The following is a 24,115-nucleotide window of genomic DNA, read 5'->3' as shown; positions in this document are numbered from 1 at the left end:
CATCTGGCCGAACCGAGAAAGACACCTTCCATGAACCGTATCCCCTTCCCCGATATGAAGCGTCCGCTGATTGCCATTTTGCGCGGCATCAAGCCCGAGGAAACAGAGGCCGTGGTCGGCGCGCTGATCGAAAACGGCTTGACGGCGATCGAGATCCCGCTCAACTCGCCGGAGCCTTTCAAATCGATCGAGATTGCCGCCAAGATGGCGCCGGCTGATGTGCTGATCGGAGCCGGCACCGTATTGACCACAGAGGCCGTCGACAGCCTGCATGCCGCTGGCGGCAAGCTGCTGGTGACGCCGAATGTCGAGCCCGACGTCATCATCCGTGCCCGCGACTATGGGATGGTGACAATGCCGGGCGTCTTCACGCCCACAGAGGCGCTGCAGGCGGCCCGCGCGGGTGCGACTGGCCTCAAGTTCTTTCCCGTCAGCGTTCTCGGCCCTTCCGGCATCACCGCGATCCGCGCCATCCTGCCGCCGGAGCTGGTGATTGCGGCGGTCGGCGGTGTGTCGGACAAGAACTTCTCCGACTACACCAAAGCCGGCATTCTCGCCTTCGGCCTCGGCACCAGCATTTACAAGCCCGGAATGACTGCTGCAGAGGTTGCCGAGCGAGCCAAGGCAACCATCTTAGCCTATGACGCAGCCATAGGAGCATAGGCATATGACTGATATTTATGAATTCGAGGGCAAAACGCTTTGCAATACCAATTCGGTTCTCGGTGAAGGCCCCACTTACGATCCCGTTTCCAACACCGTCTGGTGGTTCAACATTCTCGGCAAGGAGCTGCACGAGCTCAATCTTTTGACGGACGAGAAGAAGGTGCATCCGCTGCCAATGATGGCGAGCGTGCTTGCCCGCATCGATTCCGGTCGTCAGCTGCTGGCGACCGAAGAAGGGCTTTTCGTGCGGGATATCGCGAGCGGCAACCTGACCTTCTATGCGGCGCTCGAAAACGACAAGCCGGAAAACCGCTCCAACGACGGGCGCACGCATCCCTCCGGCGCATTGTGGATCAGTACCATGAGCAAGCGCGCCGAGCAGCAGGCGGGTGCGATCTATCACGTGGCTGCCGGCAAGGTGACGAAGATCTTCAGCGGTATCAGCATTCCGAACTCCATCTGCTTTTCGCCCGACGGTACGATCGGCTATTTCACCGATACCCGCATCAGCCGCCTGATGCGGGTCATGGTCGATCCGCAGACCGGCCTTCCCTCGGGCGAACCGATCGTGATGGTCGACAGCATGGACGAACCCGGCGGCCTCGACGGTTCAGTCTGCGATGCCGACGGGTATATCTGGAACGCGCGCTGGGGTGCCGGCGTCGTCGACCGCTACAGCCCGGATGGCTTGCGCATCGCCCGCTACAAGGTGCCGGCCGCACAGCCTTCTTGCCCGGCCTTCATCGGTGCCAATGCCGACCGGCTTGTGGTGACGACAGCCTGGGAGGGGTTGGACGAGGATGCCCGCTCCGCACAGCCGAGCGCAGGCGCGCTGCTCGAGCTCGGCATCACGGTGAAGGGCGTTTTCGATCCTGCCTATGTGATCTGAACGTTGAAGCCCGCATTTACAAAGGCACTCTGTTGCAGGGTGCCTTTTCTTTTTGGATCGTTTTCCGATCAAGGTTCCGTGAAAACCGCAAAATTTTCCGTGTCTTCGTCCGGAACCAATAAGCGCACCGGTCATTTCATTCTTGAACCGGCGCGGCAGGAATGCCTGAAAAACAGGCGCTGCTGCGCCAGGGATCACTCAAGGAACGAAAGTAGGTTCGAAATGACACGCAAACTCCTGACGACCGTTGCCGCTGGCGCACTGTTTGCCACGGCTTTCGCACCGGCGGCATTTTCGCAGACGGCTCCAGAGCCGGCGAATCCTGCTGCCCCGACACAGTCTGCGCCCGCCGATCCGGCAGCCCCTGCACCGGCAGAGCCGGTCAAGCCAATGGCGCCCGCAGGTGATGCCGCCCAGGCTCCGGCCCCGGCACCGAGCACTGATACGGCTCAAGCGGGTGGCGACAGCTATCTGACGCAGCAGGCCCCGGACCAAATCAGTGCCAACACCTATATCGGCCAGTCGGTCTATAACGCCAACAATGAGAGCATCGGCAGCGTCAATGACCTGATCATGAAGAAGGACGGCGGCCTTGTTGCAGCCGTGATCGGTGTTGGCGGCTTCCTGGGCATCGGCGAAAAGAACGTCGCCGTTCCGATGGGGAAGGTCACCGTCGCCCAGAACGCGCAGGATGGCTCCGTCAAGCTGACGACCACGGAAACCGCGGAATCGCTGAAAGCGGCTCCGGAATTCAAGACACTGGCAATGCAGGCGGCTGAAAAGGCTCCGGCAGCAACCGGCACGGCCATGCCGACGGACACCACCGCGACGGGATCCACGACCAACAAGTAATTCCGTACGGAGAATATAGCGCAGGCGATGGCGTCCCGTGGGGGTGCCATCGTTTTTTGCCTCCGGCGTTATGCGCTGGCGCGTTCCGTTTCGCTGGTATCGTAGTAATAGTTCTCGTGCAGGAAGCGCAGCGTGGCGATGCCGTCGGCCGGCCGGCCGAAATGATAGCCCTGTCCCATGCCGCAGCCGAGCATGCGCAGCTTGACCGCTTCCGAATAATCCTCGATGCCTTCAGCCACGACTTCCAGCTCGAGGCCCTCGCACATGGCAAGGATCGCCTTGATGATGTGTTCGGAGGCACGGTCGGAATTGATGCGAGAGACGAAAGCGCGATCGATCTTGATCTTATCGAAGATGAAATCGCGCAGGCGCCCGAGGCTCGACTGGCCGGTGCCGAAATCGTCCAGCGAGATGCGCACACCCGCAGCTCTGAGATCAGCAATGATCCGGTGCGCCGTGTCGGCGGAACTCATGACAGCCGTTTCGGTGATCTCGAGCTCGAGACGGTGCGGGTCGAAACCGACGCGACCGAGAATCGACAGAATGCTGCCGCTCGTTCCCGGATCCATGAGCTGGGCCGAAGACAGGTTGAAGGACAGAAACAGTTCGCGCGGCCAGGAGAGTGCCGTTTCCGCAGCCTTGCGCAGCAGCGCTTCCGACAGGGCGTCGATAAAACCGCGCTCCTCGGCGAGCGGCACGAAGACACCCGGCGAGACGAAGCCGAGATCGGGATCATTCCAGCGAGCCAGAGCCTCGAAGCCCACCACCTGATTGTTGGCGAGCGAGACGATCGGCTGGAAATGCACGTCGATCGCATCTGATATGATGGCGTTTCTGAGCGCCTGTTCGAGCTGGGTCGCCCGTTTCATCTCCTGCGCGATCTCGCGTGAATAGACGGTGATCTGCCCGCGGCCGCGGCGCTTGGAGCGGTAGAGTGCGGTTTCGGCGCTCTTCAGCAACTCCTCGCAATCCTCGCCGGCAAAAGGATAGATCGCAAAACCGAAGGAAGCTGAAAGGCGCACGTTACGGTCGCCGAGATCATAGGGGGCCGACAGGACCTCGCGGATCATCTGACCGAATTTCTCAGCACTGGCGCGCTCAAAAATCAGCGGCAGGACGAAAGCAAATTCGTCGCCGTCATGACGCGTCACCAGCGCGCCATCCGGAATGCAGGCCTTCAGGCGATGGGCGACCTGGCACAGGATTTCATCGCCGGCGGCAGAGCCGAAGAGATCGTTGATCGGCTTGAAACTGTCGAGATTGGCAATGCCGATGGTGAAAGGTGCCGGATCGCTGGCACGCTCGGCAGAAATCTGCATCACCTTGTCCCGCATGCGATGCCGGTTTCCCAACCCGGTCAGCGGATCGGTATAGGCCATCGCCTGGAGGTCGTTCTGACTCACGGTCATGAATGGTATTTCTGCCGACGCCATCACTCCAAACCCGAGATTTTCCTCCACACCCTGGTGAAGAATGACCGGCAAATCTTAACAATTCGATAGTAAATCGGCCGCGATACAACCCGAAGCATTCCCAAAAACTGGGGGTTGACCTGTATTTTATTCAGCTTCGAACCTCGATCGGCTCGTCCATCAGGTATTTCTGAAATACCGTTTCAAGGATATCCGGGCTGACCGGTTTCATGATGACGTCATCCATGCCGGCCTTGGCGCATTCAGCCCGATCGCGCTCGAAGGCCTGTGTCAGCACACCGATAACAGGAGTTCGCGTGCCCTGTCCCTCTTCCATCTGGCGAATGAGGCGCGAGGCTTCAAAGCCGTTGAAGACCGGCAGCGAAATATCCATCAGCACGATCTGCGGCCGATGTTCGGCCCAGAGGCGAACAACCTCTTCGCCGGTTGTCGCGATCCGATGGCGGTAGCCGAGACCTTCGAGGATCTGCGTGAAGACGATCTGGTTGATGTCGTTATCCTCGGCGACGAGAACCTGAAGGCCCACGTTTTCTTCAGTCGTAGTGATTTCCCAGTCGCCTTCTGTGCCGCCGCGTCCATTGCGGTTGAAGTGGCGGGCGATCTGGAAGGTCAACTCGTTGGCGATCTGAAAGCCATCCATGACAAGGGCGGGAATGCCGTATCGTTCGGCGAGCTCCAGACAGCGCATGCCCATCTGGTTATCGATGATCAGGAGATCAAGCGAGATGCCGGAGCAGCTGGCGATATCGAGGAACTTTTCTTCCTCGTCCTCGCCGCGGACGGAGCAGGATTCGAAGCCGTATTTGGCAAGCGTGCGTAGCGCGGCAGTCTCGGCGGCGAGATCCGCCGTGACGACAAGTATCTTTCGGCCGGAGAAGTTTTCCGGAACGATCGCCTCCATCGCCGCCGGCTCGCGGCGCTGAGATGCGTTCGGCACCGGCACATAGGCGCGGCGATAGGTCTGGTTGCTGGAGGTGGTGATCTCTGTGGCCTGATTGAATTCGTCGAGATCGCCGCCGTCGCGCGGCAGGTCCTGCATGGTCGAGACGAGGAAATAACGTCCAGGCTTGCCGATCCTGTGCTTGCGGCTGACAATGTCACGCTCCGTGCCGTCGCGGGCGATCTGGCGTTGGCGGGCGACCGACATTTCACCGGTTTCCAGCACGTGGCGGTCGCTTTCCTCGAAGCGCTTGGCGATATCAGGCGAAAACAGATCACCGCTCTTGCGGCCGAGAACCTCGTCCGCCGTCGTCTGGTATTTCTCGCAGAAGGCCTTGTTGACGGCGACATAGGTGAGGTTGCGATCCTTGACGAAGAGCGGGAACGGCAAATGGTCGAGAATGTCCTCGGTGAGCTGCACGCGCTCCAGATCGTAGCGCCACTGTTCCTCGCGCTTACGCGCCTCCGAAATATTGGAGATGATGGTCACGCCGTAGCCGTTCGGCAGGCGGCGCTTCAAAAAGCGCACCCAGCGGTCGGCACCGTGGCGCTCGACGGCTTCGAAACGTTCGCGCCAATGGGAGGCGATGCGCTGGGACAACCAGTCCTCGCGGCTGAGCGAAACCACCTGGTGCACAAGGGTCTGCTCGCGGAGGCCGGTATCGTAGACCGCACCCAGGAAATCACGGAGCCGGGTACCCGGCCGCAGCACATCCCCGGGTACCGGAAAGAATTCCATGACCTGGCGGCTGGCGAAGATAAGAAGATCGTTGCGGTCATAGATGACGAACGCAGCAGAAAGACTGTCGCATGCCGCGTCCAAAAGCACCGTCTGAAGATCAGCCTCAGGCGGCAGCGCGTCACTGGCAGATGATGTGTCCGCCTTTTCGAAGCCGGCACTCATTCATTCACATCCCACATCTGTCCGATTTTCGCAGTTTCGGAGGCATATGAATAAAATGCCGTTTTTGTCTTAAAAGCCGCTTAACAATAGTGACCCCCAAATTTGGGGGAGAAGCCTCCAGCACTTGCCCGAGGCCCGCTGAAAACCCTTTCCTCCGGACCGCGAATCCTGGAGAATAGGCTCATGGCCATCAGACAGCTCTCCGAAACGCTCATCAACCAGATTGCCGCCGGCGAAGTCATCGAACGGCCGGCGAGTGCTGCGAAGGAGCTGATTGAAAACGCGCTCGATGCGGGCGCCACGCGCATCGAAATCGCAACCGCCGGCGGCGGGAAGGCGCTTCTGCGTGTCAGCGATAACGGCTCCGGCATGGATGCCACCGATCTTGAGCTTGCCGTGCGGCGGCACTGCACCTCGAAGATATCGGATACGCTAGACGATATCCGCACGCTCGGCTTTCGGGGCGAAGCGTTGCCCTCGATCGGCTCGGTGGCGCGGCTCAGCATTTCGAGCCGCAGACGTGACAGCGCTGCAGGCAACGAAATTTCGGTTGCCGGCGGCAAGATCGTGCATCTGCGCCCGGCAGCGGCCAATCCGGGAACGATCGTCGAAGTGCGCGACCTGTTCTTCGCCACACCGGCGCGGCTGAAATTCCTGAAAACGGAGAAGGCGGAAGCGGCGGCCATCACCGAGATCGTCAAACGCATGGCGATCGCCTTTCCGCGCGTGCGTTTCGTGCTGTCGGGTCCCGATCGTTCGACGCTGGAATTTCCGGCAACCGGCGAGGATCATCTGGCGCGCATGGCGCAGGTGCTCGGCAAGGATTTCCGTGACAATGCGATCGCCATCGACGCCGAACGCGAGGACGTTCAATTGACCGGCTTTGCCGGCGTGCCGACCTTCAACCGGGGCAATTCGGCCCACCAATATGCTTTCGTCAACGGCCGCCCCGTGCAGGACAAACTCATCCTCTCGGCAATCCGCGGCGCCTATGCCGAAACAATACCGGCGGGCCGTTATGCGGTCGCGGTGCTGTCGATCACGCTCGATCCGGCACTGGTGGACGTCAACGTGCATCCGGCAAAATCCGACGTCCGCTTCCGCGATCCGGGACTGGTGCGCGGGTTGATCGTCGGCGCTGTCCGCGAGGCACTGGCGCGAGACGGCAGCCGCGCTGCAACGACAGGCGCAAGCGACATGCTGCGCGCCTTCCGCCCCGGCTTCCAGGCAGCACCGCAGCGGCCGCAGGCGCCGTGGTCTGCGGCAACCTCCCCTTCCCGGCCATACCAGGCGACTGCCGGTTTCGGCGAGCGGCCGCAGGCTTCCTTCGATGGGCTCGTCCACCCGACGGCGCGTTCAGAACCGGGTTTCGAGCCGGTACCGCAAGCGCAGGCAGCCGCCGCCGAACCGGTGGCGCGCTACCCGCTTGGGGCCGCAAGGGCGCAGATCCATGAAAACTATATCGTTGCCCAGACGGATGACGGCATCGTCATCGTCGATCAGCATGCGGCCCATGAGCGGCTGGTGTTCGAGGCGATGCGCAAGGCGCTGCATTCCAAGCGGCTCGCCTCACAGGTGCTGCTGATCCCTGAAATCGTCGATATTCCCGAGGAGGATTGCGACCGGCTGATGGTACATGCGGCAGAGCTTTCCGAACTCGGCCTTGCGATCGAACGCTTCGGGCCGGGCGCCATTGCCGTGCGCGAGACGCCAGCCATGCTGGGCGAAGTGGATGCGTCAGGCCTCATCCGCCAGCTTGCCGACGAGATCGCCGAATGGGATACGGCCTCCGGTCTCTCCGCCAAGCTCGAATATGTGGCGGCGACCATGGCCTGCCATGGCTCAGTGCGATCAGGGCGGCGGATGCGGCCGGAAGAAATGAACGCACTCTTGCGTCAAATGGAAGTCACTCCGGGCTCCGGTCAGTGTAATCACGGACGCCCGACCTATATCGAACTCAAACTTGCCGATATCGAGCGGCTGTTCGGCCGGAGCTGAAAAAGCTGGCAAAACTGCCTCTCGGGGAGTATGGCAGACAGATGACAGACCACAGGGAATGGAGCGCATGAACTTGTTCGAAGGACACGGGAACCGCGAAGCGAAGATCCGTTATCTCGACGGCGACTTCCAGATTCTGTCACCCGGCTCCTATGTTGTCTGCGCACTCACCGGCAAGCAGGTCCCGCTCGACGAGCTTCGCTACTGGAGCGTAGCGCGACAGGAACCCTATGCCGACGTCGCCTCGGCGCTCGAAGCCGATCGGCGTGCCGGCGTTCTGCCGACCCAACGCTAAGTTTTTGCCTTTGCCTCCTTGAGCCGCCGTTCCCGGCAGGCCTCGAAAGCCCGGTCGATGATGAGGCCGGGGGCGAGCGGGTCTGTGAAGGCCATTTCCACCTCCACCACGCGGCAGCGGGCCGCAAGTTGTTCCGCCTTGCCGTGATGGCCTGCAAGGCGCACGAAGTCCTTCGAAGTCGTGACGATCGTCAGGTTCTGCTGGTCCGCGGTCGTCAGGAGACCGTCGATCTCTTCTTCGCTGAGGTGTTCGTGATCGCCGAAGGAGGTCGCGACCTCGATGGTTGCGCCGAGCGAACGTACAGTGCGGAAGAATTTCTCGGGATCGGCAATGCCGGCAAAGGCAAGCACCTTCAGGCCTTCGAGATGGTTCTCGCCCGGCACTTTCAGCGCAGCCGTGAAATAGGGCTTTGCCGCGCGGGCTGCGATACGGACGATGCGGTCGGCCGCATTGCCATCTCCGACCTTCAGAAGTGCGGTCGCCTGGCGCAGTTGCAGGCCCACCGGTGCACGCACCGGTCCGCTTGGCACGATATAGCCATTGCCGAGACCCCGCGTCGCATCGATCACCAGAAGCGCATAGTCGATCGCGAGGCGTGCGCTCTGGAAGCCGTCATCCATGATAACGAAATCGGCGCCTTCCTCGACCAGTCTGACCGCACCATCGACACGCCGGCGGGAGATTACCGTCAATGCTTCCTGCGCCAGCAGTAACGGCTCGTCGCCGACGGCAACGGCACGATGGTGCGCGGGATCGACAACAACAGTCACATCGAGGGAGCCGCCATGGCCGCGGCTCAGGAAACCGGGCTTCAGACCCTTGGCCTTCGCGGCACGGGCAATCGCAATCGCGGTCGGCGTCTTGCCAGCGCCGCCGACGGTGAAATTACCGACGCAGATGATGGGGATCGGAACCGAGGCGCGGCGCGCATGGGCCATGCGGTAACCCGCCACGCGGCCATAGAGGAAAGAAAGGGGCGATAGGATCCAAGCCTGCCAACCTGCCCGCCTCCACCAGAAAGGCGGCGCTTCGGATATCATGATGCCGTCCTGTTTCCCTTGCCCCGCCCTTCATGACGAGGTCCTCCAAAATCGACCGGGCGGATTGAGAAGCCAAAACGCATGAAAATGCAAGTCTTTGCGCGTCAGGCCAGCTGAAGATCCGACAGCAGGGCCTCGATGCCGGTTATGTCGTCGAAGACATGATCGGCTGCACCGGACAGGGATTCACGCGAGCCGGTGCCTGTCAGAACCGCGATCGTCAGTCCCACTTTCGCATTCCTGCCCATATGAAGATCGTGGTTGTTGTCGCCGACAATGGCGACCTCTTCCGGCGACAGGCCGGTCGCAGCGCAGAAACCGAGCACCATGCCGGGCTCCGGTTTGCTGCCGAAACCACTGTCATAACCGGCGATGTAATCGACATAGTTGGAAATACCAAAACGCTGGGCCGTCTGGCGAATCGAGCGTTCGTTGTCGCTGGAGGCGATGCCGAGCTTGAAACCGCGTTTGTGCAGGCGGCCGAAGAAGACCGAGAGATCGGTGACCGGCACGGAGAATTCGGCGGCATTGGCGAAGAGATCGTCGAGCTTGATCGTCAACTCGATGACCTCGACCTTCGAGCCGGCAGCGACGAGGCCTTCGGCGATCTGACGGGTATTGCCGGCGGCAAGCAGGCTGTCGGGAACGATATGACCCGTCACGGGATCCATTCCGCATGTGGCAAGCAGATGGTCGGCCAGAGCTGTGTCGCCTTCGGCGGCGATGCGGGCCAGTTCGCGGTTCACCGGCAGCCAGCTTTCGTCATAATCGAGCAGCGTACCGTCCTTGTCGAAGAGGATGCCCTTGATCTTCACCTCTGCCGACATGACAGCTCCTCAAGCCTGCGCCACGGCCTTCGGCAGCAGGCGCGCCTTGACCGTCAGCGGATTGATATAGGGCTCCAGTCCCTTCAGGGTGGCGGTGAGCGCGCCGCGCATTTCGTGCACGGTGGCAATGCCAGCCTGGATCATATTGCCCCGCGCCTCATCATTGGTCAGCAGATAGTGCACGCCCTTCGCCAGCATCTCGGTATCGCGCACCATGCGGGCGCTGCCGCTGCGGGCGAGCTTCTGATAGGCCTCGCGGAAGTTCTGCACGTTGCCGCCCGAAAGGATGGCACAGCCGAGCATCGCCGGCTCCAGTGGGTTCTGGCCGCCTTCGGCAAAAAGCGAGCGACCGACGAAGGCGACTTCCGTCAGGCGCAGATAAAGGCCCATCTCGCCGATCGTATCGCCGAGGAAGATATCGATATCGGGAGAAAGTACATCATCGCGCGTACGGCGAGCGACCTTCAGTCCCTGCTTGACGAGGGCGGCCTCGATCTCGTCACCGCGCTCGGGATGCCGCGGCACGATGATCGTCAATTGCCTGTCGCGGTCGCGGAGCGCCCGATGAACGATTCCGGCAGCATTCTCCTCGCCGTCGAAGGTGGAGATCGCCGCCCATGTCTTGCGGTCGCCGATCTGCTTCTTGTAGCGGGCGAAGACAGCGCTATCATAGGGCGGCGCGTCCGTATCGACCTTGAGATTGCCTGAGGTGATGACCGGTACGGCGCCGAGATCGCGGAAACGCTCGGCATCCAAATCAGATTGGGCAATCACGAGCGCCAGATTTTCAAACAGCGCCTCGGCAATCGCCGGACGGCGGCGCCAGCGGGCGAAGGAACGATCCGACATGCGGGCATTGACGAGGATCTGCGGAATGCGGCGACGGCCGAGTTCCAGCACGGTCGCGGGCCAGATCTCGGACTCGGCGATAATGGCACAATCCGGCTGCCAGTAATCGAGGAAACGACCGACGGCGGGCTTCAGGTCGAGCGGTACATATTGATGGATCGCTTCGTCGCCGAGACGTTCGGCGGCAAGCTTTGCCGAGGTGATGGTGCCGGTTGTCAGGATGACGTTGATGTCACGGCGGCGAATCTCACGGATCAGGGGAATGACGGCATTGGTTTCGCCCACGCTTGCGGCATGGAACCAAACAAGCGGGCCTTGCGGCCGGTTGGCGCTCGCATAGCCGAACCGTTCCAGCCGGCGGGCACGGTCCTCCTTGCCCTTGGCCGTACGGTAGGTGATGTAGAGGCCGACGACCGGCGACGCCACAGTTCCCGCCAGACGGTACGCGTTCAGACCGATCCGCGCCATCCGGGAGCTCATTCGGCAGACCTCCGATCCATGCAGATCGACATCAATCCAATTCCCTAATTATCGTTGCGGCCGCAATGACCGATTAATTTGTCCAGAATGCGTCGATCGACGGCGAGGAACCGATACGCAAAAGCCTCCGCTGTGGACAGCGGATGGCCAACAGATTGCTGCGAGGCTCACTTGCTCCCAGTCGTATCCTGCGGGTCGAGCAGACGATGCATGTGGACGATGAAATAACGCATGTGCGCATTGTCGACCGTCTGTTGCGCCTTGCCCTTCCAGGCCGTCAGTGCCGTAGCATAGTCGGGGAAAATACCGACAATATCGAGATCCTTGAGATCCCGAAACTGGATACCTTCGAGGTTTTCGAGTTCGCCACCGAATACGAGGTGCAGGAGCTGCTTTTTACCGCCGGAGTCCGTCATTTTTATTCTCTTTTCTGCCTATTCTCCTCCGGCCCCTCATCTGAGGGATTTTGACGAAAACGTCAACCGTCTCTTAGCTGAGTGAGCAAGTCCAGATATTCTTGGAGACGGGTTGTTGGCGTTGCACAAAGAGCGTCGTGGCTGATTTTTTCTCTATTATAGGTTGCCGAGCGACCCAAGAGATCCACAAGGCGGCCACCGGCGCGATCCAGAATGAGATCGGCAGCGGCAATATCCCAGTCGTGCGCGTTGCGCCCTACAAATGTCGCGTCCAGACGTCCATCGGCTACCATGGCGATACGGTAGGCAAGCGAAGGGATATGTTTGACACGCTCACTGCGATCGCGGACCGCTGCCGGCAGGATCTTGAACAGTTCCTCGCTGACGGCAAGCTGGCTGATATCGCCTTCACCGCGCATGGACACAGCGATCGGCTTGCCGTTTTTCAGCGCCGGACCGGCTTCCACTGCCTCGTAGAGTTCGTCCAGTGCAGGTGCGTAGAGTACGCCGGCAACGGGACGGCCGCGATGGACGATGCCGACGCTCACGCACCAGAGGTCCTTGCCGGCCAGAAATGCCCTGGTGCCATCGATCGGATCGACAATGAACAGTGTATCATATTGCAGGCGGCCGGCATCGTCGTCCGTCTCTTCCGACAGCCAACCATAGTCCGGCCGTGCCCCGCGCAGGATGGTTTCGAGCGTTTCATTGGCGGCAAAATCGGCGGCGCTGACGGGCGAGCGTTCCTCGTTCTTCCACCAGACTTCCGGTGACTTGTTGAAGAAACCAAGTGCGACGGCGCCCGCCTGTTTTGCAGCATCGGCGATCAGTGCAAGATCGCTCTGCCAGCGGTTGTCCGTGTCGCTCATCTCGTCGATCCGTTCGTCAGCGGCCGGCAAGCGTCATGCCTTCAATGGCGAAGGTCGGAGCCGCCACACCGAACTTGCGGTCGATGTCGTTGGCGAGCGTCAGCCGCATGAACATGTCCTTGAGGTTCGATGCGATCGTCACCTCCGATACCGGGAAGGTGAGTTCGCCGTTCTCGATCCAGAAACCAGTCGCGCCTCGGCTATATTCGCCGGTTATCATGTTGACGCCCTGGCCGATCAGCTCGGTCACGTAGAAGCCGTTGCCGACGCTGCGGATCAATTCTTCGGGCGAAATGTCGCCAGGCTCCAGCGCCAGATTGGTGGAGGCGGGTGTAACCGACGTGCCGCCGCGTACGCCGCGGCCGTTGGTTTCGAACCCGCCGATTTCATTTGCGGTGGAGGTGGACAGGAACCAGTGCTTAAGCACGCCGTCCTCGATCATCACGAGCCGTTCGCCCGATACACCTTCGCCGTCGAAGGGACGCGAGGACGGGCCACGCACGATCAGTGGATCGTCCGTGATCGACAGGCCGGCCTTCAGAACCTGCTCACCCATCTTGTCACGCAGAAAGCTCGTCTTGCGGGCAACGGACGCTCCATTGATGGCGCCGGCGATATGGCCGACGAAACCACGGGCAATGCGGGGATCAAAGATGACGGTGATGCCCTTGCCGGTCGGCACCTGCCTGGGATTGACGCGTTTGATAGCGCGCTCGCCGGCCCGGCGGCCGATTTCGGCAGGATCGTCCAGCTCGGAATAATAGAGGCGGCTGTCGAAATCGTAGTCGCGTTCCATGCCGGTGCCCTCACCGGCGATCACGCTGACGGAGTTGCCGAAGCGCGAAGCCATATAGCTGCCTTCGAAGCCATGCGAGGTGGCGAGCACGAGCCCGCCCATGCCGGCAGAGGCGCCAGCGCCGGAGGAATTGGTGACACCTTTGACTGCAAGTGCTGCGGCTTCGGCAGCAAGAGCCGCCTCCCGCAACTGATCGGCACCAACCTCGGTCGTGTCGAGAAGCTGCAGATCGGGATAGGTTTTTGCCAGCCGGTTCTCATCGGCGAGGCAGGCGAATGGATCTTCCGGCGAGACCTTGGCCATGGCGACGGCGCGTTCTGCCAGCGCCGTGAGGTCGAAACCCGGATTGGCGGAAACGCTTGCCACCCGCTTGCCGACGAAGACACGCAGCGAAAAGTCGTCGCTTTCGGAAGACTCGGTTCCTTCGACCTTGCCTAAGCGAACGCTGACCGATTGCGCACGCGAGCGGACGACGACGGCGTCGGCAGCATCGGCACCTGCCTTTTTCGCCAGATCGATCAATTGACTTGCACGGGAAAGAAGTGTCGAGGAATCGATTTCAGAGGACATGATTTGGCCTTTCCTTCCAGTTCCATTTATTGTGCACTCCCGAAAGCATCAAGGCCGTGGATGCCGATTCTTTTCCTGGCTGCCTGCTTGCCCCGCCACCCGAAAGAAATGAAGCATGTCCGCACCCAACGCGCTTTTCACCGAAATGATCCTGCTGCTCGGCGGCGCGGTCGTTGCCGCACCGATTTTCAAGAAGCTCGGGCTCGGCACGGTTCTCGGTTATCTGGCGGCGGGCATCGTCATCGGGCCGATCTTTCACGGCATCACCGATGGCGAACAGATCCTCAATGTCGCAGAACTCGGCGTCGTCTTCCTGCTCTTCATCATCGGGCTTGAGCTGAAACCATCGCGCCTCTGGCAGATGCGCCGCGACATCTTCGGTCTCGGTACGGCGCAGGTGGTGGTGACGGGTCTGGCGTTGACGGCACTTGCCTGGGCCTCCGGCGTGCTCGAATGGCGCGGCAGCATCGTCGCCGGCTTCGGGCTGGCACTTTCCTCCACGGCCTTCGCCATGCAGATCCTCGAAGGCGATGGCGACGTGAACACCCGTTACGGGCAGCGCTCCTTCTCCATGCTGCTGTTCCAGGATCTTGCGATCGTGCCGCTTCTGGCTGTCGTCACCATTCTCGACAGTGACAAGGGCAGCGGCGACCCGTTGATCGATTTTAGCATATCCGTCGCAGCGGTCGGTGCGATGATCGTCATGGGCCGATACCTGCTGACACCACTCTTCCAAGTGATCGCCCGCACCGGTGCACGCGAGGCGATGATCGCAGCAGCCCTTTTCGTCGTCATGGGATCGGCGAGCCTAATGCAGCTTGCCGGGCTTTCAATGGCGATGGGCGCCTTCCTTTCCGGCGTCATGCTGGCGGAATCCTCCTATCGCCATGAACTGGAAGCCGATATCGAACCCTTCCGTGGCGTGCTGCTCGCCATCTTCTTCATTGCCGTCGGCCTGTCGCTCGAACTCCAGGTCCTCATCGACAACGCACTCTTCATCATCATCGCCGTGCCCGTTATCATGGCCGTGAAGGCGCTGATCATCTATGCGCTCTGCCGCCTGGCACGCTCCTCGCATGATGATGCCGTGCGCATCGCCTTCCTGCTGCCGCAGGGCGGCGAATTCGGCTTCGTCCTCTTCACCGCGGCAGCCGTCAGCGGCTTGATGCCAAGCAGCACCGCCTCACTGCTTGTTGCGATCGTCACCCTTTCCATGGCGCTGACCCCGCTGGGGTCTGCCCTTTCCAAGCGGATGCTGACGGGAGACGAGCATGAGGAACTGGACGAGGATTTTGAGGGAGCCGGTGCGGATGTGCTGATGGTCGGCTTCTCGCGTTTCGGCCAGATCGCCGCGCAGATCCTGCTCGCCGGCGGCCGCAGCGTCACCGTCATCGACTTTTCCGCCGACCGTATCCGGCAGGCATCGTCCTTCGGTTTCCGCATCTATTTCGGCGATGGCACCCGTAAGGACGTGCTGCGCTCGGCGGGTATCGACAGGGCGAAGATCGTGCTCGTCTGCACGCAGAAGAAAGAGATTACCGACAAGGTAGTCGAGCTGGTACAGGCCGATTATCCCCACACGACACTCTTCGTTCGTTCCTATGACCGCATTCACTCCATCGAACTGCGCAACAAGGGCGTCGATTACGAGCTGCGCGAAACGCTCGAATCCGGCCTGCTGTTCGGCCGGCGCACGCTGGAAGCGCTTGGCGTTGCCGAAGTCGATGCCTATGAGATCGGCGAGGACATCCGCAAGCGCGACGAGGCGCGGCTGGTACTGCAGGTCTCCGAAGGGTTGCAGGCGGGACAAGATCTCTTATTTTCAACGCCGATCAAGCCGGAACCGCTGGTCAAGCCGAAGCGTACGCCCGATCCTTTCGACAGCGATCCGCTGGCAAACAGATCAGACGTGACGGCCGATGCCTAAACTTCAGCGCGATATCCCGGACTAGCGCTTCAACCGCGCTTCGATTTCCCGATCGAGGGCATATTTCAATTCCTCCTTCACACTGACGGACATGGCGAGCACGTCGCGCGCTTTCAGGAAATCCATGACGCCGGTACGGCCCACCGTGGGACGCAGGAAGATGTGCGGCCGCAGGAGCTTCAGTTTCAGGGAAATCGCCGCCTGCATCATCAATTGCCCTGAGCCGAAGATGCTTTCCATGCGGTTCGGGATATGGGTGCCGTCGCCTTCGGGTGCGCCGACGACATCGATGCCGATGACGATATCGGCAAGGTCCATCAGGCATTCGTAAGGCACGGGATTAGCGATGCCGCCATCGATCATGACCCGCCCATGCAGTCTCACCGGCATGAAGACGGCGGGAATGGCGGATGATGCAGCGAGCGCCGGAAAGAGCTGGCCATGCTCGATTATCACCTCGGCCTGACCGTAATAATCCGTGGTGATCACCTTCATCGGCACCAGGAGATCCTCGAATTTCTGGGGAAGCTCCGACGGCAGGAAGGCTTTCAGGATACGTTCGAGATTGAACTGGCCGATGCGGATGCCCTTGGCCACGGCATCGCGCACGGTCGTCGGGCGCAGCCCCCAGATGCGGCTGACGACGGCGGCCTTGTTGCCCACTGTCGCCAGCGCATGTTCGCGAATTTCCGCGCCGGACATGCCGGCGGCCATGCCGGAGCCCATGATGGCGCCGATGGACGAGCCTGATATCGCCACTGGGCGAATGCCGAGTTCATCCAGCGTTTCGATGATGTGGATATGCGAGAGTCCGCGGGCACCGCCGCCGCCGAAGGCGACGGCCACCGTCGGGAGATCGCTGATCGCAGGCGATTTCGGACTGATGATTTCCGCCTGCGGCACGATCTACTCCCAACGCGCCGGCTACTGCGGCTGATACCGGAAGAAATGCACTCTGGTGTCGCCGAATATTCGGCTTTCGAGGAAAACATAGGAGGGATGAACCGAAACGGCAACCTCCGCGCGCTCTTCCAGAACGACGATCGCGCCAGGCTTCAGCCAGCCACCGTCGGCAGCAGCCGCAAGCGCCCTCTCGCCCAGACCCTTGCCATAGGGCGGGTCGGCGAAAAGCATGTCGAACGGTTCGAGATTGCCGACACTGCCGAGATCGGTCGCATCGCGACGCAGGATACGCGTGCGGCCGTGCAGACCGAGCGCATCGATGTTTTCCCAGAGAAGCGCCCTACCCTCCACGCTGTTTTCAACGAACAGCGCATGGCGACAGCCGCGCGAGACGGCTTCGAGGCCGACAGCCCCGGTACCGGCGAAAAGATCGAGAATCCGGGTGCCATCGATGCATTCCGGATAGGCATGGCTCAGAATGTTGAACAGGCTCTCACGCGTCCGGTCCGCAGTAGGCCTGATGTCGTTGGATTTTGGTACGGCAAGCGGCCGTCCGCGAAACTCACCGCCGACGATCCGCACCGCGCGTCATTCCCTTACCTTTCGCACCACCTCTGGACGGCCCGCCACTCGGCTTGCCGCCACCACCCGGCCGATCGCCCTTCGGCTTGCCGGAGAAACTCTTTGCGCCACGAGGCTTATCCCCGAATGGCTTGTCGCCGCGCGGGCGCTCGGAGCGGCCTTCGCCGCCAAAGCTCCTCGCCGGACGCTGAGAGCGTTCGCCACCTTCCTCACGCGGACGATCACGGAAAGAACGCGGACGCTCTTCTCCCTCGGTCCGTGGACGACGTTCGCCACGCGGCTTGTCGCCGAAGGATTTGTCGCCACGGGGACGCTCCGAGCGGCCTTCGCCGCCGAAGCTTCTGGCCGGGCGGGAAGAGCGTTCGCCGCCTTCATCACGCGAGCGGCTGCGGAAAGGACGGGAGCCCTCTTCGCCTTCCGTGCGCGGACGACGTTCGCCGCGGGGCTTGTCGCCAAAGGGTCTGTCGCCACGCGGACGATCGGAGCGGCCTTCGCCGCCGAAGCTTCTGGCTGGGCGGGAAGAACGTTCACCGCCTTCCTCGCGCGAACGATCGCGGAAGGAACGCGGCTTGTCGCCAAAAGAACGCTTGCGGTCGGAACCCTCATCCTCGTCGCGCTTGCGAGGCGTCTCGCTGGAGCGGATCCACTCGCCATCCTCTTCGTGGACGCGATTGATCTGCGCACGCGGCCGATCGGCTGCGCGATCGAAGCGGGGGTCCTTCACCGGAGCCGTTTCACCGCGACGGCGCGCGGTCTGGGCGTTCTTGGCGGCCTTGGCCGCAGCCTTCTCACCGAGTGGGCGAGCGCCAGGCGCCATCCACACATTGGCGTTGCGCCGGCTGCCGAGAGCCGGGCGCTTCGGACGATCTTCATCGCTATGGCGGTCGTCTGCGCGGCGATCATCTCTACGATCGTTCTTACGATTATCCCGGCGGTCGTCGCGCTTGGTGTCGAGGCGACTCAGCGCACGTTCGCGCTTGTCTTCGTCGCGACGCGGACGCTCGCGGCGCTCGGGCGTTGCCGGTTCCTCAGCCTCTTCGGCGGCAACGGCAGGCGCATTATAGAGCGGCGCATCGAAATTCGCCTTGGCATCTTCGATCAGGCGCGGGCCGAGCTGGTCGCGCAGCGTACGGCCGCGCACCTCGATGACATGCCCCTCGGGCAGTTCACCGAGCTGGAAGGGGCCGTAGGAAATGCGGATCAGACGGTTGACCTCGAGACCAAGCGCGCCGAGCACGTTCTTGATTTCGCGGTTCTTGCCTTCGCGCAGACCCATGGTAATCCAGACGTTGGATCCTTGCGTGCGGTCGAGCGTCGCTTCGATGGAGCCATAGAGGACGCCGTCGACAGCAATGCCCTCTTTCAGCTTGTCCAGCGCATCCTGATCGATATCGCCATGCGCACGCACGCGGTAGCGGCGCAGCCAGCCGGTGGTCGGCAGTTCCAGCGCGCGAGCGAGACCGCCATCATTGGTGAGCAGCAGCAGGCCTTCGGTATTGATGTCGAGACGGCCGATCGACATGACGCGCGGAAGCTCTTCCGGCAGATTGTCGAAGACGGTCGCGCGTCCCTCGGGATCGGAATTCGTCGTCACGAGGCCCGGCGGCTTATGATAGAGCCAGAGGCGCGTGCGCTCGATGCCACGGATCGGCACGCCATCGACCTCGATCTTGTCTTCGAGCGTTACGTTGACGACGGGCGTGTCCAGGAGCCTGCCGTTCAGCGTGACGCGGCCGTCCATGATCATGCGTTCGATATCGCGACGGGAGGCGACGCCGGCGCGTGCCATCACCTTGGAGATGCGTTCCGCCTTGCTGTCGCCATCCGCTTCGCTCGCAGCGGCTTTCCCGACCGCAGCCTTGAACGGCTTCTCGCCGCCGGTCTTCGGGCCGCTTTTTGACCGGGCTTCGCGCGGGGGAGCCTTGATGCCTGGGCGTTTTGGCTTGTCTTTGGGTGTCATTTGTTGTTTGCCTGCCTTTTCCGGCCTGTCTATCAGGTCATGCACCTGCGGTTAAGTGGAAATTCTTGCGAACGTGAAGACAAATCGATTTATGGAGATGGCACTTGAAGAAGCGCGCGCCGCCGGAGAGCGCGGCGAAGTGCCGATCGGCGCCGTCGTCGTCGTCGATGGCATCCCGGTCGCTGCTTCCGGAAACCGTACGCGGGAGCTCAACGACGTCACCGCCCATGCCGAGATCGCCGCCATCCGCATGGCCTCGGACAAGCTCGGCCAGGAGCGGCTTGCCGGCGCCGATCTCTATGTCACCCTGGAGCCGTGCACCATGTGTGCGGCCGCCATTTCCTTCGCCCGCATCCGCAGGCTCTATTACGGGGCGGAAGACCCGAAGGGCGGTGCGGTAGATAATGGCGTGCGCTTCTTTGCACAGCCGACCTGCCATCACGCGCCGGACGTCTATTCCGGCTTCAACGAGACCGAATCCGCAGATATGCTGCGGGCATTCTTTTCCGAAAAGAGAGACCTGCCGTGATCATCGCTATAGGAACCGTCATACTCATGAGCGTTCTTGCCGCTTATGCCAACCGGACCATCGCGCCCGATGTGGCGAAGCTGCCGATGCAATGGTCGCTGACGGGAAAGGTGAACTGGACGGCGCCGCGAGCAATCGCTTTCGCCTTCATTCCGGCGCTGGCTGCCGTCGTTTTGGCCGCGATCCTGCTGAGCGGCCGGGCGCGCAATACAAACATCGCCTTGATGAGCGGCATCTTTCTGGCCTGCCAGCTTCTGCATATCACGCTGACGCAACGCTGGTTCACAACGTCGCGCCGCTAGTTGTTTCACGCGATCTTACTGAAGGATCTGCCACCACTTGGTGCCGCTGTTTGCGACTGCGGCATCTTTCTTGCGCTGCTTGGCCTTCTTCTGCTCCGGCGTGCCGAGGTCATCGAGCTTTGCCGGATCGTCGACGGCGCGATATTCGGTCGGCGGATCGGAAATGTAGCGGCGCTGGTCGATATAGGCACCCTTCTGCAGGGCGCGCGCTTCGCGATAAGCCTTGGTCTGGGCTTCGGTCGTCTGGCGACCGCCTTCGATGGCGGAACTTGCGAGCGGCGAACGATAGCTCGGATTGTCCGAATTTTCATCGGCTTCCTTGACGAGGCGCGCACGGGCCTCTTCCGGCGATTCAACCCACTGAGGATTATCCTTGTTGGCCACCGTTTCCTGCGGCTGAACGAGGGTCTCCTTCTGGTCTTGCGCGGGCATGACGAGCGTCGGGCGCGGGGTGTATTTCACGCCGGTATTCTTGGGACCGGGACCGGTCAGCGAAACGGACTGGCCGAGGTCGTCGGCAAGCTGCTCCATGGCGGTCTTGTCGGTGCCGTAGGTCGGGCTGCTGGCGCAGCCGGACATCGTGGAGCTTGCTGCCATCACAAGAGACAGGCAGGCGCCCAAACGGAACCAATGCGTCGCTAACATGAAAACCCTTCCCGCATGCCGGAATCAGTAATGCCCACCGGACAATCGTCCCCCTGACGCAAAAATCCGGCCATTTTCAGGCAGCTTTTACCGGATGAACGCCGCAAAGGCAATTCACCCGGTAAATATCTTCAGGCATGGATGCCGAGTTCGCGCAGGGCCGCAGCATCACGCGCCGAGACGTCGGGATAATCCGGATCGGAGCCGACATCAGTGGTGATGCGCCAGGAACGAGCGCATTTCACGCCTTCGGCAAGCTTCGGCACGACCGCAACTTCAGGCACTTCCGACAGACGGAAGGCGTCGGCCGGGCCAACGTTCGCCTCGACTGCGATACCCGAGGTGATGCAGACTTCGCTGAAATCCTGCCCTTCGAGCGCCTTGCGGAGTTCCGCATCGGCAACGTAGACCACGGGTGCCGCTTCCAGCGACGAGCCGATGCGCTTGTCCTTGCGCTCGATTTCGAGCGCGCCGGTCACGACGCTGCGGATCGCGCGGATCTTCTTCCACTTTTCGGCAAGAGCCTCGTTGCGCCACTCCTTGGCGACCGGGGCGAACTGCTCCAGATGCACAGAGACAGCCGACGGATTGCGCGAGAGCCAGGCCTCTTCCATGGTGAAGGGCAGCATCGGCGCAAGCCATGTCACCATGCAATCGAAGATCGTGCGGATGACATAAAGCGCCGAGCGGCGGCGAAGGCTGGAGGGCGCATCGCAGTAGAGCGCATCCTTGCGGATGTCGAAGTAGAAGGCCGAGAGCTCGACATTGGCGAAGTCGATCAATGCCCGGGCGATCTTCTTGAACTCGAAGGCGTCATAACCTTCGCGTACGAGCTGATCGAGCTCGGACAGACGATGCAACATCAGCTGTTCCAGCTCCGGCAGATCGGCTGATGCGATAACTTCGCCCTTGTCGTGCGCCAGCGTGCCGAGCATCCAGCGGATGGTGTTGCGCAGCTTGCGGTAAGCATCGACATTGGTCTGGATGATCGTCTTGCCGAGGCGCTGGTCGTCCCAATAATCCGTCGTCATGACCCACAGACGCAGGATATCGGCGCCGGCATCCTTCATCACTTCCTGCGGAGAGACGACATTGCCCTTGGACTTCGACATCTTCTCGCCCTTCTCGTCCATGGTGAAACCATGGGTGATAACGGCGTTATAGGGCGCACGGCCACGCGTCGCAGCCGATTCCAGCAGCGAGGAATGGAACCAGCCGCGATGCTGGTCCGAACCTTCCAGATAGACGTCGGCCGGCCATTTCAGGTCGGGGCGGTCTTCCAGCGTGAAGGTGTGCGTCGAGCCCGAGTCGAACCAGACGTCCAGAATGTCCATGACCTGCGACCACTTGGCCGGGTCATGCTCGTTGCCGAGGAAACGTTCCTTGGCGCCTTCGGCAAACCAGGCATCGGCGCCTTCGGCGTCGAAAGCATCGAGGATACGCTGGTTGACGGCATCGTCCTGCAGCACGTCGCCATGCTCATCGACGAAGACGCAGATCGGCACGCCCCAGGCGCGCTGACGGGACAGAACCCAGTCCGGGCGCTGCTCGATCATGGCGCGCAGACGGTTCTGGCCGGCGGCGGGCACGAAGCGCGTATCGTCGATCGCCTTCAGCGCCCGGGTGCGCAGCGTCGTTCCATCCGTCAGCGTCTTGTCCATATAGACGAACCACTGCGGCGTGTTGCGGAAGATGACCGGCTTCTTGGAGCGCCAGGAATGCGGATACTGATGCTTCAGGCGGCCGCGGGCAAAGAGCGCATTGCGCTCGATCAGCGCCTTGATGACGCGGTCGTTGGCATCGCCCTTCTTGCCGTTGTCGTCGATGACGCGCGCGCCTTCGAAGCCGGGGGCGTCAGCCGTGTAGAAGCCGCCATCGTCAACCGGGAACGGGATCTTGGTCTCGATGCCGCGTGCCTCGATCTCGCGGCCATGTGCCATCCAGACGTCAAAGTCCTCGCGGCCGTGGCTGGGCGCCGTATGAACGAAGCCGGTACCGGCATCGTCGGTGACGTGGTCGCCATCGAGCAGCGGCACCGCAAATTCATAGCCGCCGTCGAGACCCTTTAGCGGATGGGCGCAATTGACGCCGGCGAGGTCGGCAGCCGTGACGTCAGCGAGACGCTTGTACCGCAGCTTTGCCTTGGCGAAGGATTCTTCGGCGAGCTTGTCGGCGAAAACAAGCTTTTCGCCCGGACGCGGGCCGAAATCGTTCTCGGCGGCCGTCACTTCGTAAAGGCCGTATGCCACGCGCGACGAATAGGCGATCGCCCGGTTGCCGGGGATCGTCCAGGGAGTGGTGGTCCAGATGACGACGAAGGCGTCCTTGAGGCCATCAGAGCCCTTTGCGACCGGGAATTTCACCCAGATCGTGTCGCTCTCATAGTCATGATATTCGACTTCGGCTTCCGCGAGCGCAGTGCGCTCGACGACCGACCACATGATCGGCTTTGAGCCGCGGTAGAGCTGGCCGCTCCTGGCGATCTTCAGCAGTTCGCCGGCGATACGGCTTTCCGCATGGAAGTTCATCGTCAGATACGGGTTTTCGAAATCGCCAACAATGCCGAGGCGCTGGAATTCGCCGCCCTGGATGGCGATCCATTTTTCGGCATAGGCGCGGCATTCGCGGCGGAATTCGATCATCGCCGACGGCTCGGTCAAGTCAGGCTTGGCCTTGCCCTTGGCGCGATAGTTCTCTTCCTCGATCTTCCATTCGATCGGCAGGCCGTGGCAGTCCCAGCCGGGAACGTAATTGGAGTCGTAACCGCGCATCTGGAAGGAGCGGGTGATGACATCCTTGAGGATCTTGTTCAGCGCGTGGCCGATATGGATGTTGCCGTTGGCATAGGGCGGGCCGTCGTGCAGGACGAACTTTTCCCGGCCGGCGGCGGAAGCGCGAAGCTTCTTGTAGAGGTCCATCTGCTGCCAGCGGGCAACGAGTTCCGGCTCCTTCTGCGGCAGGCCGGCGCGCATCGGAAAATCCGTTTCGGGCAGGTAGAGGGTCTTCGAGTAATCGATCTTTTCGGCTGTGTCGGTCATGTGTGACAATCGCTTCTGGCGGCCCGGACAAGGGCACGCGGATATGAAATCTGTGGTGACGGAAAGCGCTCGCGCAAGCCAAGCGCCAAAAACCCGGACCTTCCGGCCGCTCAGCGCGCGCGGAAGACCGGGCCGATAATTCGTATCGAATGCGCCAGCCGGAATTTACTCATAGCGCCGGTTCATAGGCGCTTTTCAGCGGAAAAGGAAGAGGGATTTCAGTCCCTCGGCTTCACGAAGGATGCCCGCCAGCGACAGGTCGGCAAACGCCCGCAACATGCGATGGCTGCGATTTTGTTGCTCCCGATACAAAAAATCCAAAGCGCCTGTCGAATTCCGGATTGCCCGAACGTCTTTGACTCGCAGGCATGGGAAATTCATCATGCCGATCAAACCCGCCCGCAAG

At 61.5% G+C, this 24,115-nt stretch carries 22 protein-coding genes; 8 read left to right on the top strand and 14 right to left on the bottom strand.

The window, feature by feature from the left end; translation table 11 throughout:
- Positions 1-30: 30 nt before the first annotated feature.
- The 3 genes from FHT87_RS12345 (at position 31) to FHT87_RS12335 (ending at position 2,407) form a co-directional block, all read left to right on the top strand.
- Complete coding sequence (locus FHT87_RS12345) at positions 31-663, top strand: 2-dehydro-3-deoxy-6-phosphogalactonate aldolase (RefSeq protein WP_183802173.1); 633 nt, start codon at positions 31-33, stop codon at positions 661-663.
- Positions 664-667: 4 nt separating this feature from the next.
- Entirely contained in the window at positions 668-1,555 is an 888-nt protein-coding gene (locus FHT87_RS12340; RefSeq protein ID WP_183802171.1) for an SMP-30/gluconolactonase/LRE family protein, read from the top strand.
- A gap of 222 nt (positions 1,556-1,777) precedes the next feature.
- On the top strand, positions 1,778-2,407 hold the full coding sequence (locus FHT87_RS12335) for a PRC-barrel domain-containing protein (protein ID WP_183729028.1): 630 nt from the start codon (positions 1,778-1,780) through the stop codon (positions 2,405-2,407).
- Positions 2,408-2,475: 68 nt separating this feature from the next.
- On the opposite strand, the gene FHT87_RS12330 is transcribed toward FHT87_RS12335, so the two are convergent.
- On the bottom strand, positions 2,476-3,843 hold the full coding sequence (locus tag FHT87_RS12330) for an EAL domain-containing protein (protein WP_183729026.1): 1,368 nt from the start codon (positions 3,841-3,843) through the stop codon (positions 2,476-2,478).
- 127 nt (positions 3,844-3,970) lie between these two features.
- Entirely contained in the window at positions 3,971-5,683 is a 1,713-nt protein-coding gene (locus FHT87_RS12325; protein ID WP_183802168.1) for a response regulator, read from the bottom strand.
- 183 nt (positions 5,684-5,866) lie between these two features.
- Between FHT87_RS12325 and mutL the strand changes: the two genes are divergently transcribed.
- Positions 5,867-7,681 (top strand): DNA mismatch repair endonuclease MutL, encoded by a 1,815-nt coding sequence (gene mutL / locus FHT87_RS12320; protein WP_183802165.1) that lies wholly within the window; start codon positions 5,867-5,869, stop codon positions 7,679-7,681.
- Between the two features lie 67 nt (positions 7,682-7,748).
- The gene (locus FHT87_RS12315; protein WP_132652478.1) at positions 7,749-7,976 is read left to right on the top strand and encodes a DUF2093 domain-containing protein; all 228 of its coding nucleotides are present in this window, start codon (positions 7,749-7,751) and stop codon (positions 7,974-7,976) included.
- Here FHT87_RS12315 and lpxK read toward each other — a convergent pair.
- From lpxK to FHT87_RS12285, 6 genes are all read right to left on the bottom strand, one after another.
- Positions 7,973-9,016 (bottom strand): tetraacyldisaccharide 4'-kinase, encoded by a 1,044-nt coding sequence (gene lpxK / locus FHT87_RS12310; RefSeq protein ID WP_183802162.1) that lies wholly within the window; start codon positions 9,014-9,016, stop codon positions 7,973-7,975. The two genes, FHT87_RS12315 and lpxK, sit on opposite strands and share 4 nt — an antisense overlap.
- Before the next feature lie 104 nt (positions 9,017-9,120).
- Positions 9,121-9,843 carry an HAD family hydrolase gene (locus FHT87_RS12305; protein ID WP_183729012.1) on the bottom strand — a complete coding sequence of 241 codons (723 nt, stop codon included), beginning with the start codon at positions 9,841-9,843 and terminating at the stop codon, positions 9,121-9,123.
- Between the two features lie 9 nt (positions 9,844-9,852).
- Positions 9,853-11,172, bottom strand: a complete 1,320-nt coding sequence (gene waaA, locus FHT87_RS12300) for a lipid IV(A) 3-deoxy-D-manno-octulosonic acid transferase (protein ID WP_183802159.1) — start codon at positions 11,170-11,172, stop codon at positions 9,853-9,855.
- 167 nt (positions 11,173-11,339) lie between these two features.
- Positions 11,340-11,588, bottom strand: coding sequence for a DUF4170 domain-containing protein (locus FHT87_RS12295; RefSeq protein WP_183729006.1), 249 nt, complete (start codon positions 11,586-11,588; stop codon positions 11,340-11,342).
- A 62-nt stretch (positions 11,589-11,650) separates the two neighbouring features.
- On the bottom strand, positions 11,651-12,457 hold the full coding sequence (locus FHT87_RS12290) for a 3'(2'),5'-bisphosphate nucleotidase CysQ (protein WP_183802156.1): 807 nt from the start codon (positions 12,455-12,457) through the stop codon (positions 11,651-11,653).
- Between the two features lie 16 nt (positions 12,458-12,473).
- Complete coding sequence (locus tag FHT87_RS12285; RefSeq protein ID WP_183729001.1) at positions 12,474-13,823, bottom strand: TldD/PmbA family protein; 1,350 nt, start codon at positions 13,821-13,823, stop codon at positions 12,474-12,476.
- 115 nt (positions 13,824-13,938) lie between these two features.
- Here FHT87_RS12285 and FHT87_RS12280 point away from each other — a divergent pair, with 115 nt between their 5' ends.
- Positions 13,939-15,750: a monovalent cation:proton antiporter-2 (CPA2) family protein gene (locus FHT87_RS12280; protein ID WP_183802153.1), complete on the top strand. Its 1,812-nt coding sequence runs from the start codon at positions 13,939-13,941 to the stop codon at positions 15,748-15,750.
- Positions 15,751-15,771: 21 nt separating this feature from the next.
- Here FHT87_RS12280 and FHT87_RS12275 read toward each other — a convergent pair whose 3' ends face one another.
- Genes FHT87_RS12275 through FHT87_RS12265 form a run of 3 tightly spaced genes read right to left on the bottom strand, consistent with a single transcriptional unit; the run spans position 15,772 to position 19,195 of the window.
- Complete coding sequence (locus FHT87_RS12275) at positions 15,772-16,653, bottom strand: patatin-like phospholipase family protein (RefSeq protein WP_183802150.1); 882 nt, start codon at positions 16,651-16,653, stop codon at positions 15,772-15,774.
- Between the two features lie 21 nt (positions 16,654-16,674).
- Positions 16,675-17,235, bottom strand: a complete 561-nt coding sequence (gene rsmD, locus FHT87_RS12270) for a 16S rRNA (guanine(966)-N(2))-methyltransferase RsmD (protein ID WP_183728991.1) — start codon at positions 17,233-17,235, stop codon at positions 16,675-16,677.
- A complete protein-coding gene (locus FHT87_RS12265) occupies positions 17,216-19,195 on the bottom strand; it encodes a pseudouridine synthase (RefSeq protein WP_183802147.1) in 1,980 nt (659 codons plus the stop codon). The genes rsmD and FHT87_RS12265 overlap by 20 nt, the downstream gene beginning before the upstream one ends.
- Positions 19,196-19,286: 91 nt before the next feature.
- On the opposite strand from FHT87_RS12265, the gene FHT87_RS12260 reads away from it, so the two are divergent.
- Together FHT87_RS12260 and FHT87_RS12255 are read left to right on the top strand one after the other, a co-directional pair.
- The gene (locus FHT87_RS12260; RefSeq protein ID WP_183802683.1) at positions 19,287-19,724 is read left to right on the top strand and encodes a nucleoside deaminase; all 438 of its coding nucleotides are present in this window, start codon (positions 19,287-19,289) and stop codon (positions 19,722-19,724) included.
- Between the two features lie 26 nt (positions 19,725-19,750).
- Complete coding sequence (locus tag FHT87_RS12255) at positions 19,751-20,026, top strand: hypothetical protein (protein ID WP_183802144.1); 276 nt, start codon at positions 19,751-19,753, stop codon at positions 20,024-20,026.
- 15 nt (positions 20,027-20,041) lie between these two features.
- Here FHT87_RS12255 and FHT87_RS12250 read toward each other — a convergent pair whose 3' ends face one another.
- The 3 genes from FHT87_RS12250 to FHT87_RS12240 all read right to left on the bottom strand — a co-directional run bounded on the left by FHT87_RS12250 (position 20,042) and on the right by FHT87_RS12240 (position 24,093).
- A complete protein-coding gene (locus FHT87_RS12250; RefSeq protein ID WP_183728983.1) occupies positions 20,042-20,671 on the bottom strand; it encodes a hypothetical protein in 630 nt (209 codons plus the stop codon).
- 131 nt (positions 20,672-20,802) lie between these two features.
- Positions 20,803-23,709 carry an isoleucine--tRNA ligase gene (gene ileS / locus FHT87_RS12245; RefSeq protein ID WP_183802141.1) on the bottom strand — a complete coding sequence of 969 codons (2,907 nt, stop codon included), beginning with the start codon at positions 23,707-23,709 and terminating at the stop codon, positions 20,803-20,805.
- A gap of 195 nt (positions 23,710-23,904) precedes the next feature.
- Positions 23,905-24,093 carry a hypothetical protein gene (locus FHT87_RS12240; RefSeq protein WP_183802138.1) on the bottom strand — a complete coding sequence of 63 codons (189 nt, stop codon included), beginning with the start codon at positions 24,091-24,093 and terminating at the stop codon, positions 23,905-23,907.
- Positions 24,094-24,115 lie beyond the last annotated feature (22 nt).

It is taken from the genome of Rhizobium sp. BK316, assembly GCF_014193695.1.
Classification (GTDB): Bacteria; Pseudomonadota; Alphaproteobacteria; order Rhizobiales; family Rhizobiaceae; genus Rhizobium.
This window is presented reverse-complemented; position numbering and strand designations above follow the sequence as displayed.